Source organism: Campylobacter sp. BCW_6465 (assembly GCF_001762815.1).
Classification (GTDB): domain Bacteria; phylum Campylobacterota; class Campylobacteria; order Campylobacterales; family Campylobacteraceae; genus Campylobacter_D; species Campylobacter_D jejuni.
Genome location: NZ_MJXN01000112.1, coordinates 87,086 through 102,182 on the forward strand (window position 1 = coordinate 87,086; position 15,097 = coordinate 102,182).

At 29.8% G+C, this 15,097-nt stretch carries 14 protein-coding genes, 1 tRNA gene and 2 pseudogenes; 6 read left to right on the forward strand and 11 right to left on the reverse strand.

Going from position 1 to position 15,097, the window contains the following annotated elements:
• Positions 1–58: 58 nt before the first annotated feature.
• A pseudogene (locus AJ886_RS08575) lies at positions 59–591 on the forward strand (hypothetical protein).
• Here AJ886_RS08575 and pdxA read toward each other — a convergent pair.
• The gene (gene pdxA / locus AJ886_RS08580; protein WP_070286639.1) at positions 574–1,668 is read right to left on the reverse strand and encodes a 4-hydroxythreonine-4-phosphate dehydrogenase; all 1,095 of its coding nucleotides are present in this window, start codon (positions 1,666–1,668) and stop codon (positions 574–576) included. The pseudogene AJ886_RS08575 and the gene pdxA sit on opposite strands and share 18 nt — an antisense overlap.
• A complete protein-coding gene (locus AJ886_RS08585) occupies positions 1,665–2,438 on the reverse strand; it encodes a pyridoxine 5'-phosphate synthase (RefSeq protein ID WP_002861932.1) in 774 nt (257 codons plus the stop codon). The genes pdxA and AJ886_RS08585 overlap by 4 nt, the downstream gene beginning before the upstream one ends.
• Positions 2,439–2,493: 55 nt before the next feature.
• Between AJ886_RS08585 and AJ886_RS08590 the strand changes: the two genes are divergently transcribed.
• Positions 2,494–3,468: an exopolyphosphatase gene (locus AJ886_RS08590; protein ID WP_070287552.1), complete on the forward strand. Its 975-nt coding sequence runs from the start codon at positions 2,494–2,496 to the stop codon at positions 3,466–3,468.
• Here the strand turns inward: AJ886_RS08590 and AJ886_RS08595 are convergent.
• From AJ886_RS08595 to AJ886_RS08630, 8 genes are read right to left on the reverse strand one after another with little or no spacing between them, the layout of a single operon-like run.
• A complete protein-coding gene (locus AJ886_RS08595; RefSeq protein ID WP_070287553.1) occupies positions 3,465–4,415 on the reverse strand; it encodes an SAM-dependent methyltransferase in 951 nt (316 codons plus the stop codon). The genes AJ886_RS08590 and AJ886_RS08595 overlap by 4 nt on opposite strands.
• Positions 4,412–5,233 carry a M23 family metallopeptidase gene (locus AJ886_RS08600; RefSeq protein WP_070287554.1) on the reverse strand — a complete coding sequence of 274 codons (822 nt, stop codon included), beginning with the start codon at positions 5,231–5,233 and terminating at the stop codon, positions 4,412–4,414. Before AJ886_RS08600 ends, AJ886_RS08595 begins: the two co-directional genes overlap by 4 nt.
• Positions 5,230–7,224 (reverse strand): glycine--tRNA ligase subunit beta, encoded by a 1,995-nt coding sequence (gene glyS, locus AJ886_RS08605; protein WP_070287555.1) that lies wholly within the window; start codon positions 7,222–7,224, stop codon positions 5,230–5,232. The genes AJ886_RS08600 and glyS overlap by 4 nt, the downstream gene beginning before the upstream one ends.
• A gap of 55 nt (positions 7,225–7,279) precedes the next feature.
• A complete protein-coding gene (locus AJ886_RS08610) occupies positions 7,280–7,900 on the reverse strand; it encodes an HAD family hydrolase (RefSeq protein WP_070287556.1) in 621 nt (206 codons plus the stop codon).
• Entirely contained in the window at positions 7,897–8,229 is a 333-nt protein-coding gene (locus AJ886_RS08615) for a hypothetical protein (RefSeq protein WP_070287557.1), read from the reverse strand. The genes AJ886_RS08610 and AJ886_RS08615 overlap by 4 nt, the downstream gene beginning before the upstream one ends.
• A gap of 9 nt (positions 8,230–8,238) precedes the next feature.
• Entirely contained in the window at positions 8,239–9,864 is a 1,626-nt protein-coding gene (locus AJ886_RS08620) for a cation:proton antiporter (protein ID WP_070287558.1), read from the reverse strand.
• A 6-nt stretch (positions 9,865–9,870) separates the two neighbouring features.
• The gene (hspR, locus tag AJ886_RS08625; RefSeq protein ID WP_070287559.1) at positions 9,871–10,245 is read right to left on the reverse strand and encodes a heat shock transcriptional regulator HspR; all 375 of its coding nucleotides are present in this window, start codon (positions 10,243–10,245) and stop codon (positions 9,871–9,873) included.
• A 15-nt stretch (positions 10,246–10,260) separates the two neighbouring features.
• Positions 10,261–11,154, reverse strand: coding sequence for a DnaJ family protein (locus AJ886_RS08630; RefSeq protein WP_002870990.1), 894 nt, complete (start codon positions 11,152–11,154; stop codon positions 10,261–10,263).
• Positions 11,155–11,353: 199 nt separating this feature from the next.
• On the opposite strand from AJ886_RS08630, the gene htrA reads away from it, so the two are divergent.
• The 4 genes from htrA (at position 11,354) to AJ886_RS08650 (ending at position 14,932) form a co-directional block, all read left to right on the forward strand.
• A complete protein-coding gene (gene htrA / locus AJ886_RS08635; RefSeq protein WP_070287560.1) occupies positions 11,354–12,772 on the forward strand; it encodes a serine protease HtrA in 1,419 nt (472 codons plus the stop codon).
• Between the two features lie 75 nt (positions 12,773–12,847).
• Positions 12,848–13,522 (forward strand): response regulator transcription factor, encoded by a 675-nt coding sequence (locus AJ886_RS08640; protein ID WP_002777451.1) that lies wholly within the window; start codon positions 12,848–12,850, stop codon positions 13,520–13,522.
• Entirely contained in the window at positions 13,519–14,766 is a 1,248-nt protein-coding gene (locus AJ886_RS08645; protein ID WP_070287561.1) for an ArsS family sensor histidine kinase, read from the forward strand. The genes AJ886_RS08640 and AJ886_RS08645 overlap by 4 nt, the downstream gene beginning before the upstream one ends.
• A 91-nt stretch (positions 14,767–14,857) precedes the next feature.
• Positions 14,858–14,932 (forward strand) — tRNA-Asn (locus AJ886_RS08650).
• Between the two features lie 87 nt (positions 14,933–15,019).
• Here the strand turns inward: AJ886_RS08650 and AJ886_RS10905 are convergent.
• A pseudogene (locus AJ886_RS10905) lies at positions 15,020–15,097 on the reverse strand (CopG family transcriptional regulator); the annotation flags it as partial.

Consider the following 15,097-nt stretch of genomic DNA (forward strand, 5'->3'; position numbering starts at 1 on the left):
TCCTTAAAAAATTCAAAATATTTTTGTTAAAATAAAATAAAAATTTTAAAGGTAAATAATGAAAAAAATTATTTTATTGCTTGGTTTAAGTTTGGTGAGTTTAGGGGCTTTGAGTTTTGATGAGCTTATGATATGTAATGAAATTGGTGTGCGTAATGAATTTGAGAATAAAAAACTTGCTTTAGTAGATAACATCTATAGTAGTTTGTATCAAAATATTTCAAAAAAAGCAGATAAAAAAGATGAAAAAAGATTTTAAAGCCATTTCAAAAAAGATGCTTAAAGAAAGAAAAATTTGTATAAAAAATATGCAAAATACAAAAGCAGGGGAAAATCCTATTTTGCCTTTACTCAATGCAAGTGATTGCATGCAAGAAGCTTATATTAAGGCTTTATTAGAGCTTATGCAAAGAGCAAAAAGATATAAAGACTAAAGAAGTTTTAGAGCAAATTTTTAAAAATAAAGTTGATAAATATGAAAATTTACTCACTCAAAGTTTAAATACCAATAAAGATTTGCAAGATTTTATAGACAGCTTGGCTAAAGAAGATTTGATTGATTCTAGGGCTAAATTAAGCCTTAGGATTTAAATTAATTGCGAATTTAGCCGCTTCAAAATAACTTTTAGTGTTGATTTTAGCATTTTTATAGGCCTTATCAAAGGCCGTGCCATGATCAACGCTGACGCGTATGATGGGTAAATTTAAACTCACATTGATGCTTTTATCAAAATACAAGGCCTTTAAAGGAGCAAGGGCAAGATCGTGATACATAGCCACTAAACGATTGCAGTTTTTTAAACCAGCCTTAGTAAAAGCCGTATCAGCTACTAAAGGATAGGGTAGATAAACACCCTTGTCTTTAAAACTTAAAAGCAATTCTTTTTGTAAATTTTCATCTTTTAAAGCTTTTTTGAAAAATTTTTCATCTTTTTTAGAGCGTAAAAAGGCATTAACAAAAGTTATAGCTTTTTCCATGATTTTTTCTTCTTCTCCGCCTATGACTCCATAATCTCCAGCGTGAGGATTAAAACCTAAAAGCCCTATTTTTTTAAAATGCGTTTCTTTGTAAAAATCTTTTAAAAAGATGCTTAAATTTTTAAAAGTGATTTTTTTACTCACCTTAGCTAAAGGTACATGTTCGCTAAAAAGTCCTACAAACAGCTCTTTACAACCTAGCATCATAATGGCATTTTTTTTAAAAAAATCCCTTAAAGCATCGGTATGTCCTTTGTATTTAAGTCCTGCGTCTTCCCAAGCTTTTTTGTGTATAGGTAGAGTAAGCAAGGCATGGGCGTGTTTTTCATAGACAAAATAACTTGCCGCCTTAAAGCTTAAAAAACCATAAAGTCCACTTTTTGCATCTATTTCTCCGGCTTTGATTTCAAAATTTTCATCTACTTTAAAGCCTAAAGGAAGGCAAAAAGAGTAAATTTCAAGAGAATTTTGCTTTTTAAGAAATTTAAACTCATAGTCTTTTTTATCTTTAAAAGCTACGATTTTTACATTAAAAGGTTTTAAATTTAAAAGTTTTAAAGCTTTATCAAGCAAGCTTTCGTGGATAAAATAAAAAGGCGTGCAGATTTTACTTAGTTCTTCATGAGAACGCACTAAAATTTCAAGTCCTATGCCGTTTATATCGCCTATGCTAATGGCTAGTTTTTTCATCTTTTAATAAGTTCTTTCATTTCTAAAATAGCGTTTTGAAGTCCTGTAAATACAGATCTTGCTACAATGCTTTGTCCTATATTTAGCTCACAAATTTCTTTAATTTTTGTTATAGGTTTTACATTTTTGTAATTTAAACCATGTCCTGCGGCTACTTTTAAACCAAATTCTGTGCCTTTTTTAGCACAGAGTGTTAAATTTTGCAATTCTTTTTCAAAGTGAGCTTGCAGGGTTTTTTTATCTTGATCAAGTTCTTTTAAGGCAAAAGCAGTATGAGAGATATTGCTAAAAAGTGCGTTGTGTAAATTCGCATAATGTCCTGTATGAAGCTCTATGAATTGGGCTTTTAAAATTTTTGATTTTTCTATATCTTCTAAACTAGGATTGATAAAAAGCGAAACTTCAATGTTTGCACTTTGAAGTTTTTCTATGCTTTGTTTTAATTTAGCATGATTTAAACAAAGCCCTCCTTCTGTAGTAAGCTCTTCTCTTTTTTCAGGCACTAAAGTAACGCGGTGGGGTTTGAGTTTAAGAGCTAAATTTAAAATTTCATCATTTAAAGCACATTCTAAATTGATAGGGCTTTTGCAAAATTTTATAATATTTTCCAAGTCAAAATCCTGAGCATGACGGCGATCTTCTCTTACATGCAAAGTGATTTGATCTCCGTGTTTAGCTGCTATAAAAGCAGCCTCTAAAAGATCAGGATCATTTACCATTCTAGCTTGTCTTAACACTGCGATATGATCGATATTTACACCTAAAAGCATATTTTTCCTTTAGAACTTTTTTGCTATTATACTATAAAATCAAACAAGGAAAGTCATGTTAGGTATAGATCTTGGTTCAAATACTTTAAGAGCAGTACAAATGGATGAAAAATTAAATAAATTAAAAGAATATGAATTTGTTATTGGAGCAGCGAAAAATCTAAATCAAAGTGGAGAAATTTCTAAAGAAGCCATACAAAGATTAAAAAATGCTTTGAGTATTTTGGCTAAAGAGCAAGATTTAAGCAAAGCAAGAGCTGTAGCGACTGCAGCTTTTAGAAAAGCAAGCAATACAAATGAAATTTTTGCCCATTTAAAAGAAGAATTTGGGATTGATTTTAAGCTTATAGATGCCAAAAGTGAAGCTAAGATCAGTGTTTTAGGTATGCAAGTGGGCTTAAGAAGGCTTAAAATTTGGGGAGAGTTTGCGTATTGTGATTTAGGAGGGGCTTCTTGTGAGCTTTCTTTTGGAAAAAGTTTTAAAAGTTTTGATTTTGGTATTATTAGTTTTTATGAAAAAAATTGCCATTCTTATTATAAATCTTGTATTTCTTACAAAAAATTGATAAAAAAATATCCTAAATTTATCATCAATATTAAAGATAAAAAACTTAAAATTCATTTTTTAATTGCAAATCCCTATTTAAAGCATTTAGCTTTTATGGCTTTTGATGAGGTGGCTATGATTAAAAAGGAACTTCGTTCTTTAGGGGCTAAAACGGTGGTTTTAAATTCCGGAGTTCCTACTACACTTAGCGCATTAAAACAAAATATAAGCTATGAAAAGTATGAAGCAACTAGAGTAAATGGTAAAAAACTTTGCCATAAGGATTTTTTAAACTATGCTATTAAACTTTTTCATATGGAAGAAAAAAAGGCTATAAAAGAAGTAGGCACGATGAGAAAAAATTATTTGAGTGCAGGTTGTTTGCTGTTTTATGCTTTGTTTGATAAACATAAACTTCTAGTCATTGATGAGGGTTTAAGAGAGGGGGTTTGTTTAGCAAGTATGAAAAATATAAAATTTTAGTTTTTTTGAAATTCGAAAAAATGAAATTTTACATCAAAATTAAAAAATAAAATTTTAGCTTGAGATAAAAAACTTTCGTAAGTTTTAATGTTTTTATTTTTTGTGTATTCTAATAAATCTTCAAAACCAAAATCCATGAAAGCAAGACTTTGTTTTTTAAAAGCTAAAGGTTTGAAATCATATTCTTTGATGAGTTTTTGAAGATGGGTAAAATTGACATTATAAGTTAGATCGCTTTTGCCGAAAAAATCTTTTAACGATACTTCAAAAGGGTTAAAAACTTCGTGCTTTTGATAGATTCTTAAGCTAAAATTTTGTGGATTCAAAGTTCCATAGTCAAATCCCGCAAATATAAATCTCTCGCAAGCTTGATCTAAATCTTTAAAAAAATTTTCAAGCTCTAAACTGAGTTCGCCTTTTGTAAGATTTAAAGCTTTGCATTTTGTGATCAAATTTTCATCCATATTTTTAAAAATAAGTTTAAAATTTTCTACAAATGCCATTTTATCATGATCTATAAGTTCACAAGTAAAACTATCAAAAAGTTCATTGCAAAAGAAAAAAGCGTTCTTAAAATGGCATTCTTTAAGGCTATTTTTGTGAGTAAATTCCACTCCTTCTAAAGTGTTTTTTTGCAAATTTTTTAATTTTTCATGCGGTTCTATGATGAAAAAAGAAATTTGAGAAAAAATTTCAGGTCTTAATTCAAGCAAAGCGGCTAAAAAATCACGACTTAAATAGCCTTCATTAGCGCCTATTTCTACAAGTTCTAAAGGGGGTTGTAAAATTTTTTTATCTATTAAATTTAAAAAATGCTTGGCTAAAAGTGTGCCAAAAAGATTTCCTACGCTCACAGCAGTAAAAAAATCTCCGTTTTTTCCTATACTTACAGCATTTTTATAATAGCTCTTATGGAGCCAAGCATGGAAAAAGTCACTAAATTTCATTGAAAAATAGCATTAAATTTGGAGACAAAATCCAAAGGATCGACTTGTTTGCCTCCAGCTAAAATTCCAAAATGCAAATGCGGTCCACTTACTCTACCGCTAGCCCCGCTAAGTCCTATAAGCTCACCTTTTTTTATCTTTTGTCCTACTTTAACATCGATTTTAGAAAGATGATAGTATTGTGAATAAATTCCAAAACCATGATCAATGACTACTGAATTTCCTGCAAAATAACGATCTTTTGCAATTTTTACTATGCCTGAATTGGCTGCATAAATAGGCGTTCCTGTGGCAGCTCTAAAGTCTGTTCCACTGTGATAACTTGCTACTTTTTCATTAAAAGTTCTTGCTTCGCCAAAATCACTTGTGATAAAAGATTTTAAAGGTATATTAAAAGCACCGTTAAATAAAGCTTTTGGAGTATAAGAGCTATAAATCGCATTGGCTTCTTTTAATTCTTTAGCGATGCGTTCTTGTACGGTTTTTGGCGGAAAAATCTTTTTGTTTTCAACTTGCAATTTTTCACTTTTATAATTACCTTCTAAAGTTTTTATGAAAATTTCTTCTTTTTTATTTTTATAAAATGCGATAAGTTTTGTATTTTTCGGGGGATTTTTGTAAGGTAAGGAAAAAATAGCTAGAATTTTTTCTTGATTTTTAGGATGTGCAAAGGTGAGAATATTTTTATCATTATTTTTTAAAGATAAAAAATCTTTCTTATCTAGCTCCAAAAATAAAGCTTGACCTTTGATGAGTTCTAAATTTTGAACTCCAAAAAGCCAAAGAGTAAGGCTTAAAAAAAGCCATAAGGCTTTCATAGGCTTAACTCTTTAAGATCGGCGATTTTTAAAAACTCCGCATAAATTTCATAAACCAAAGCTTGGCGATTATTTTTAAGTTTTTCATCTTCAGCATTAATCATTACTTGATTAAAAAACTCGTCGATAAAAGGCTTGAGTGCAAAAAGATTTTCAAGTTTTTCTTGTAAAGAGTTGGCTTTAGTTTTTTCTTGAAAAGCTTTGTAAAGTTTGCATTCTGCTTCTTGAGTAAAAAGACTTTCATCAACTTTATGAGGATTTTTAGTGGCGATATTGGCTAGTCTTTTAAAGGTTGCAAAATTTTCATTAAAATTATCTTTTTTGCTAAGTTTTATAAGAGCATTTACGCTTTGATTGATATGAATAAGATCTGTATTTTGTGAGCTTAAAACCGCTTTTACAAAAGAAGCATTGACCGTATAAAAAGTATAAAGTCTTTCAAAAATAAAATCTTTTAAAATTTGCATATCAAAGCTTTTATAATGACTTGAAAGTTTTTCTAATAAAATTTGGATATCAAATTCTTTATTTAAATTTAGAGCGATTTTAATGATTCCATTGGCTGCTCTTCTTAAGGCATAAGGATCCTTTGTTCCGCTTGGAATTTTTCCTATACTAAAAAGTCCTATAAGGGTATCAAGCTTGTTTGCAAGGGCTACTATGCTTGAAAATTCTGTGCTTGGAAGTGGAGCTTGTTCAGAATTAGGAAGATATTGTTCTTTGATGGCTAAGCAAATTTCATAATCTAATCCTATTTTTTGCGCATAATAACTTCCCATAATGCCTTGCAAATCAGTAAATTCATAAACCATTTGTGTGGCTAAGTCTGCTTTGGCGTATTTTAGTGCTGTGCTGATATTTTCGATTTTATCATTATGAAGCATTTGACATAAAATTTCAGCAATTTTAATCTCTCTTAAACTTTTATCTTGCATTGTGCCTAAACCTTCAAGATAAGTCATTTTGGCAAGTTTTTCAGGTTGTAAACCATTTTGTAAATCATTTTGATAAAAAAACATTGCATCGCTAAGTCTTGCACGCAAAACTCTTTCATTTCCATGTATGATTTTTGAATAATCCTTACATACTGCATTGCTTACTACTATAAAATGATTACTTAAGCCTTTGTCGTTAAAAACCGCAAAATAGCGTTGATTTTCTCTCATTGAAGTGATGATGACTTCGCTAGGAATTTCTAAAAATTCTTCTTCAAAGCTTCCTAAAAGTGCATTAGGATATTCTGTGATAGCAACTACTTCAGCTAAAAGCTCTTCATCTTCTCCAATTTGTATATTTTTTTGACTTTCTATGAGTTTAAATTGTTCAAGTATTTTTTCTTTTCTTTTGATTGGATCAAGGATAATATAGTTTTTTTCTAGTAGTTCAAAATATTCTTTTGCATTGTTAAAATCTTTCAAATCATAACTTACACTTCTGTGAATGAAAGTTTTTTTAGCACTTTTTACCCCATAACTTTGAAAATCAACAAGTTCATCATTTAAAATGCAAGCTATAGAACGGATCGCACGAATGAATTCAAAAGAATTTGCACCCCAACGCATACTTTTGCCAAAACTAAGATTTTTTAGAAATTTTTCTACCATTTCTCCTAAAATTTCTTGACTTTGTAAACCTTTGATAGCTTTTTGATGATATAAAACTTCCTTACCTTTGATTTCTTTAAAAGCGAGTTCATTTTCACTGATCCCTGCTTTTTGCAGGAAGCTTTGTCCCGCAGGAGTTAAAACTCCATCTTTATAAGCAACATTTTTAGGTGCTCCTATAAATTCAGCAAAACTATCTTCTTGTTTGTCTGCAAAATTTTCATGAAAAAAAACTAAACGACGCGGAGTATAATAAAATTTAAAATCACTTACCAAGCGATATTCTTCTAAAACATTTTTCCATTTTTTTTCTATATTAGCTAATTCTTTTAACAAAGGAATAGCAGGTAATTCTTCTGTGCCAATTTCTATTAATAATTCACTCATAATTTACTCTTTTTAAAATTTGTTTCTAATTTTAACTAAAATTTCATTAAAAAACTTATAAATACTTTTGCAAAAAGCCTTTGAGTTCACTAGCGTTGCTAAATTCATTTTCTTTTAAATCTTTTTGATACCATTTGGCATGAAAATAAGGCAAATTAGCATTTTTAGCACATTCTTTATCTTTTTGACTATCTCCTATAAAAACGCTTGTTTTATGTGGAGCCTCGCTTTTTAAAAGCTCTAGCATCATAGGATGAGGTTTGGGTTCTATGCCTAAACTTATACCTAAAATTTTATCAAAATAAGGAATGATATCGTGTTTTTTAAGTATACTTGAAAGTGAGTTTTGAGGGGCGTTAGTGGCAATAGCTAAAAAACAATTTTTGCTTTTTAAAAATTCTAAAAGTTCTTTCACTCCTTCAAAAAGCACCACGCTTTGTTCATAGTGTTTAACAAAATATTTTTCATAGCCTTCTTTAAAACTAGAATGATGGAAATTTTCTATATTATAAAGTTCTTTTGCCCAGTCAATATTGGGAGTATTGATGGTTTGCATAATGATTTCTCTTGAAAGTGGGGCTAGGTTTAAATCTTGCCTTATTTCATTAACTGCACAAGAAATGGCATTTGCACTATCGATTAAAGTTCCATCCATATCAAAAAATACATTAATCATTCATAATCCTTTAAATAATTTTTATGTTTTTCTTTTTTCTCACCTTGTTTTTTTTGCTTATCTAAAGCATTGGCAAGATTTAAAAGTTCGCTTTTTTCTTTGGAAAAATCTAAACAAGCATTGACAAAAAATTCAAGATTTTTTGCATAGGTTGAGTTAAGATTTACCGCGGGATTTTTTTCAAAAAATTTAGCATTTTTTAACATTCTTTCTTCAAATTTAGTTTTATCAAAATCTTCTTTTTTAAGTACAGATATAGCGCCATTGAAAAATTTTTCAAGATTTCTTAGGTATTTTACGCGTAAGGCTTTTTCTTCATTTTTTGTCAAAATTCTTCCTTAGGTATTTTTATGAATGCGGCATTCTAGTGCTTCTTGAACTAAATTTCTAGCGATTACTTTTTCAGAGCGAATGATGCGTATATTTTCATCTATGCTAGAAAAAAGCATCTTTTTCAAAGTTCCATTTACATGAATGATAGTATCTATAGGTTTTGGATAATTAGCTAGCACTTGACATAAAATTTCAAGTTTAGCTTCATTTGTAACTGTGATAATAGCTACTGCACATTCTTCTATATTGGCAATTTTTAAGGTTTCTTCTTGAGCAGCATTGGCAAAAACGACATTTTCACCCCGACTAACTCCAAGTTCTACTAAATTTAAATCACTTTCTAAAACAAGATAAGGTACGCCTGTGTTTTTGATTTTTTGTACGACTTCTTGTCCTAAGCGTCCATAGCCAAAAACAACAAGATGATTTTTAAGCTTGATATTGCTGTCAATATTTTGCACAGCGTTGGTATTAAGTGCTATATCTTCTACAACATTGGTAATTTTTCTTATATTGTTTAAAATAAAAGGCGTGATAATCATGGTTAAAATAGAAACAACAATTAAAATTTGTGAAGTTTTGATATCAAGCATATTTTTTGCTTGTAAAAGAGAAAAAATTGCTAGGGCGAATTCGCCAATTTGCGCTATGGCAAAAGCTGTTTTAAGCGCTACTCTTTTTTTGGTGTAAAGAAATAAAAAGCCAAAAACTATGCCAATTTTTAAAGCCATTACAAGAAGGGTTAAAACTATGATTAAAAACCAATTTTGTGCCACTACATCAAGTTGAATTTGCATGCCTACAGTTATGAAAAAAAGCCCTAAAAGCAAATCTCTAAATGGGATCAAGTCTGCTTCTATTTTGTGTTTATATTTTGTTTCTGCTATCAAAGCACCTGCTATAAAAGCACCCAAAGAATAAGAAAATCCAAAATAATTTGCTAAAAAACTTGCTCCAATAACCATAAATAAAACAGTACTAATAAAAATTTCCTGAGAAGAAGTGTGGATAATGAGTCTAAAAATTCTATCCACTAGATATTTACCTATGAAAAATAATAAAGTGATTAAAATAAGTGCTGAAATTAAAGTGGTAAAAAGGAGTTTTTCTATGTTTTGATTGTTGGATGAAAAAATATCTACAAGCAAAAGCAAAGGAATAACGGCTATATCTTGAAAAAGCAAAATTCCCAATGCTTTTCTGCCATATTGCTCATTTATATCGCCATTATCATTTAAAATTTTAAGCACCACTGCGGTTGAAGAAAGTGCTAGTGCAAAGCCTGCTATGGTAGCGCTTTTATCTCCAAGTCCCAAAATTCCTATAGCAAGTAGCATAAAAACAAAGCCACAAGTAAGCATCTGCAAAGAGCCGTTTAAAAAAACTTCTTGTTTCATTGCCATTAAATGCTTAAAAGAAAATTCAAGCCCTACGGTAAACATTAAAAACACTATACCAAATTCGGCTATATGGGTGATTTCGCCTTTGCCGCTTAAATGATAAATTTCAGAAATGATTTCTCCGGCAGCTATATATCCAATGATAGTTGGAATTTCAAATTTTTTAAATATGACATTTAAAACTATAGCTATAGCAACGGTGATTAAAAAAATTTCTAAAAAATTATCCATTATTTTTTATTTTTTCTCATAAAAAATCAATTCAAAGCTATTTTTATGCTTGACAACGGCTTTACTAGCCGCTTCTTTATCTTGTTGTTTACTTAATTCTAAGCGTAGTTCATCAATTAAATTTTCAAATTCGTGAAGTTGGTTTTTTAATTTTAAGATAACATCTACTCCAGCAAGATTGATTCCCATGTCTCTTGTTAAACGCAATATAAGTTTAATACGGTCAATATCCCTTTGAGAATAAAGTCTTATTTTGCCATCGGTTCTACTTGGCTCTATCAATCCTTCTCTTTCGTATTGCCTTAAGGTTTGTGGATGTATGCTTAAAACTTTAGCCACAACACTGATTAAATATACAGGTTCATCATAATGGTGTTCCATATTTTATTCCTTTCTTTAAGGTAATTTTTCTTTTAAGAGTTCTATAAATTTTTCATCAAGAGCATCTAAATTTGGCAAAACAACATTTAAAATCAAATACATATCCCCATAAATATCACTTTTTCTATTTTGCACCCCATAACCTTTTAAACGAATTTTTTGGTTATTTTTTGAATTAGGTGTTATGTTAATTGTCGCTTCTTCCTTGCCTTCTTTGAGTGTTTTTATATTTATTTTTCCACCAAAAAGTGCAGTTTTTAAAGAAATATCAACCTTTTGATATAAATCATCATCTTCTCTTGTGTAAATAGGACTTTCTTCTATTTTTACAATAATGATTAAATCGCCTCTAGCTCCATTTCTGCTTTGTTTTCCTTTAGAGCGAATTCTTAGTTTCTCGCCTTCTTTTATACCGTGTGGAATTTTAAATTTAATGGTTTCGCCTTGAAAATTAAAACTATGTTCCCCGCCTTTAACAGCTTTTTCAAAAGGAATGTGAAGCTCTAGATTGCTGTCTAAATTTTCTTCTTCAAAACCTCCAAATCCTCCAAAACCACTGCTAAAGCCTTTTGAAGAAAAGCCGTTAAAACCCCCTCTTGAGCGTCCACCAAAGCCTCCTCCAAAGAGATCTTTTAAAATATCGTCTAAATTTACCCCACCAGTATTTCTTGAAAAATCATGAAAACTTTGTCCACCAAACATAGAATCGCCGTATTGGTCATACTGAGCTCGTTTTTTTTCGTCACTTAAAATTTCATAAGCAGCATTAATTTCTTTAAATTTTTCTTCCGCACCTTTTTCTTTGTTGATATCAGGATGGTATTTTCTAGCTAGGCGACGGTAAGCTTTTTTTATTTCATCTGCACTAGCGTTTTTGCTAACTCCAAGAGTTTCGTATAAACTATTCATGTTATATTTCCTTAAAATTTTTTACTTGATTATATAAAGGATTAAATTATAACATAAACTTTAGCCTAAGTCAATCAAGTTTTATAAATTTTTATCACTCAAGGTTTTATTTACAATTTTGTAAATTTTCAGTTTTATACTATGAAGACAGTAAAATATTTTACGAGATAATTTATCTTTAAGAACAAAAGGAAATGAAATGAAAAAGATTTTTTTATCATTAAGTTTAGCGAGTGCTTTATTTGCCGCAAGTATTAATTTTAACGAATCAACTACAACGGCTAATCGTGTAAATCCTGCTGCTGGAAATGTAGTGCTTTCTTATCATGATTCTATTAAAGATGCAAAAAAATCAGTGGTTAATATTTCTACCTCAAAAACTATTACAAGAGCGAATCGTCCAAGTCCTTTGGATGATTTTTTTAATGATCCTTATTTTAAACAATTTTTTGATTTTGATTTTCCTCAAAGAAAAGGAAAAAATGATAAAGAAGTAGTGAGTTCTTTGGGATCAGGGGTGATTATTTCAAAAGATGGTTATATAGTAACAAATAATCACGTTGTAGATGATGCTGATACGATTACAGTGAATTTACCAGGAAGTGATACAGAATATAAAGCAAAACTTATAGGTAAAGATCCAAAAACAGATTTGGCTGTTATAAAAATAGAGGCTAATAATCTTTCAGCTATTACTTTCACAAATTCTGATGATTTAATGGAAGGAGATGTTGTTTTTGCACTTGGAAATCCTTTTGGAGTCGGTTTTAGTGTTACAAGTGGGATAATATCTGCTTTAAATAAAGACAATATAGGTTTAAATCAATATGAAAATTTTATACAAACAGATGCTTCTATCAATCCAGGAAATTCAGGTGGAGCTTTGGTGGATAGTCGCGGATATTTAGTAGGTATTAATTCAGCTATTCTTTCTCGCGGAGGTGGAAACAACGGCATAGGTTTTGCTATACCTTCAAATATGGTTAAAGATATAGCTAAAAAACTTATTGAAAAAGGCAAGATTGATAGAGGATTTTTGGGTGTGACTATTTCAGCTTTGCAAGGTGATACTAAAAAAGCTTACAAAAATCAAGAAGGAGCTTTAATCACTGATGTTCAAAAAGGTTCAAGTGCTGATGAAGCAGGGCTTAAGCGTGGAGATTTAGTTACTAAAGTTAATGATAAGATTATAAAAAGTCCTATTGATCTTAAAAATTATATAGGAACTTTAGAGATTGGTCAAAAAATTTCATTAAGTTACGAAAGAGATGGAGAAAATAAGCAAGCAAATTTTACTCTTAAAGGTGAAAAAGAAAATCCTAAAGGCGTACAAAGCGATTTGATTGATGGTTTGAGTTTGAGAAATTTAGATCCAAGACTTAAGGATCGTTTGCAAATTCCAAAAGATGTTAATGGTGTTTTGGTTGATAGTGTTAAAGAAAAGAGCAAAGGAAAAAATTCTGGTTTCCAAGAGGGTGATATTATCATAGGTGTTGGACAAAGTGAAATTAAAAATTTAAAAGATTTAGAACAAGCTTTAAAACAAGTTAGTAAAAAAGAATTTACTAAAGTTTGGGTATACCGCAATGGTTTTGCGACTTTGCTTGTGCTTAAATAAAAATAACGGAAGGATTTTCCTTTCGTTATAAATTTTAGTTTAAAATTAAAATTAAGTTTAAAATAAAGGAAAACTATGACAAATATTCTTATGATAGAAGACGATTTAGAATTAGCGGAAATTACAGCTGAATATTTGGAAAAATTTGATATGAAAGTTGATATAGCTCATGAGCCTTATATAGGTCTTTCTAAGCTCGCATTAAAAGAGTATCAGCTTATCATTTTAGACCTTTCTTTGCCAGGGCTTGATGGGCTTGAAGTGTGTGAAGAGATTCGTAAAAAGTATGATACACCTATTATTATTTCAAGTGCAAGACATGATATTACAGATAAGGTTAATGCTTTAGAGCTTGGAGCAGATGATTATCTACCAAAACCTTATAATCCAAAAGAATTACAAGCACGTATTAAAAGTCATTTAAGACGTATTTCAAATACAAAAAGCGCCATAGCAAAAAGTGTAAAAGATCTTGTTTATGATCAATATAAGCATATTATTACCATGAAAGGACAAGAGCTTACTTTAACTAATGCTGAATTTGATATTTTAAGCTATTTGATTAAAAAAGAGGGTGGAGTGGTAAGTCGTGAAGAGCTTGTTTATAATTGTTCTTCTATTAGTGAGGATTCTAGCAATAAAAGTATAGACGTTATTATCAGCAGAATTCGTCAAAAGATGGGAGATGATCCAAAAACTCCAAAATATATTCACTCTATACGTGGAATAGGTTATAAGCTTACTCAATGAATAAATCTTCGATTTTCTATACTATAACTTTTATTTTTATTTTTGCTGGGGTTAGTGTTATACTTGGCTTTTTGTGGCTTATAGAATACGATCAGCAAAATTATACTAGAGAATTAAATACAAAATATTCTTTAATAGCTAATGCAAGGCTCTTAAATTTTGCAGGAGTTATCAGTGAAAAAGAATTTGAAGAGCAGACAAAAAATTATAATAAAATGGATGAGATAACAGAAGCAAAGCAGATCCGTAAAATTCTTTTTAGAGGTGATGTTTTAGCTAGAGTTGAGGTTAATAATGGCTTAATCGAGATTATTTCTTATAATAGACAGGTGTATTTAAATATTATTTATGATGGAAAGGTTTATCTTTATAAGGATCAAGATTATCAAACCTATAGGTATTTTATTATCAAAGCTATAGCTGTAGCTGTGATTTGTATTCTTGTATTACTTTATATTTATATATTTAAAAAATTAAAACCACTCAAAAGACTTAAAAAACAAATTGATAAATTTGCCCAAGGAAAGCTTAGTGATATAGAAGATGTAAGCACTGGAGTGGATGAAATTTCACAAGTAAGTGAAGCTTTTTATCAAGCCATTGTTCAAATTCGAAAGCTAAATCAATCTCGTCAGTTTTTTTTAAGAAATATTATGCATGAACTCAAAACTCCTATTACTAAAGGGCTCTTAACGTTAGAAATGATAGAAGATAATAAATATAAAGAGCGCTTAAATGGGGTTTTTACTAGACTTGAAATTTTAATTAATGAATTCGCTGCTATTGAGCAAATTACTTCAGGGGCTGCTTTTATAAATAGAAAAAAATACAATATTTTAGATGTTTTAGATGAAGCCAAAGAAATTGCAATGCGAGATGATAGCAATATACGTATTTTTATGGAAGAAAGTTTTTTTGTAAATGTGGATTTTAAACTTTTTACTACAGCGATTAAAAATATGATAGATAATGGTATTAAACATTCTGAAGATGGGTTTGTGCAAATTGATATTATAGGCGATTATATTTGTTTTAAAAATCGTGGTCCTGAGCTTAATAATACTTTAGAATATTATACTCAAGCTTTTACTCAAGGATCAAAACAAAAATCAAGTTTTGGATTAGGGCTTTATATTGTAAATACTATTTTAGAAACACATGGAATGAAGCTTGATTATTTATATGAAGATGGGGTAAATTTGTTTTATTTTAGAAATTTAAAAAGTGTTATTGCTAAGGAGTAAATTAATTTTTTGCATAAAAAATGCATTTTTGTGTAAAAACCCTTGACAAAGTTTTTTAATTTCACTATAATTACATTTTACTTTTAAATATTCCGGATTAGCTCAGCGGTAGAGTAGTCGGCTGTTAACCGATTGGTCGTAGGTTCGAATCCTACATCCGGAGCCACTTTTTAACTCCATTTTTAATATTCGTAAATGTATTTTAACATAAAAAATTAATAAGTCTTTATCACAAAAAATTGTGATAAAGTTTTTATTTTGTTTGTTTAAGATTTTTGACAATTTTATCTATTTTTTTACTCGCCTTTTGATAATCCCCATCTTTAAGTTC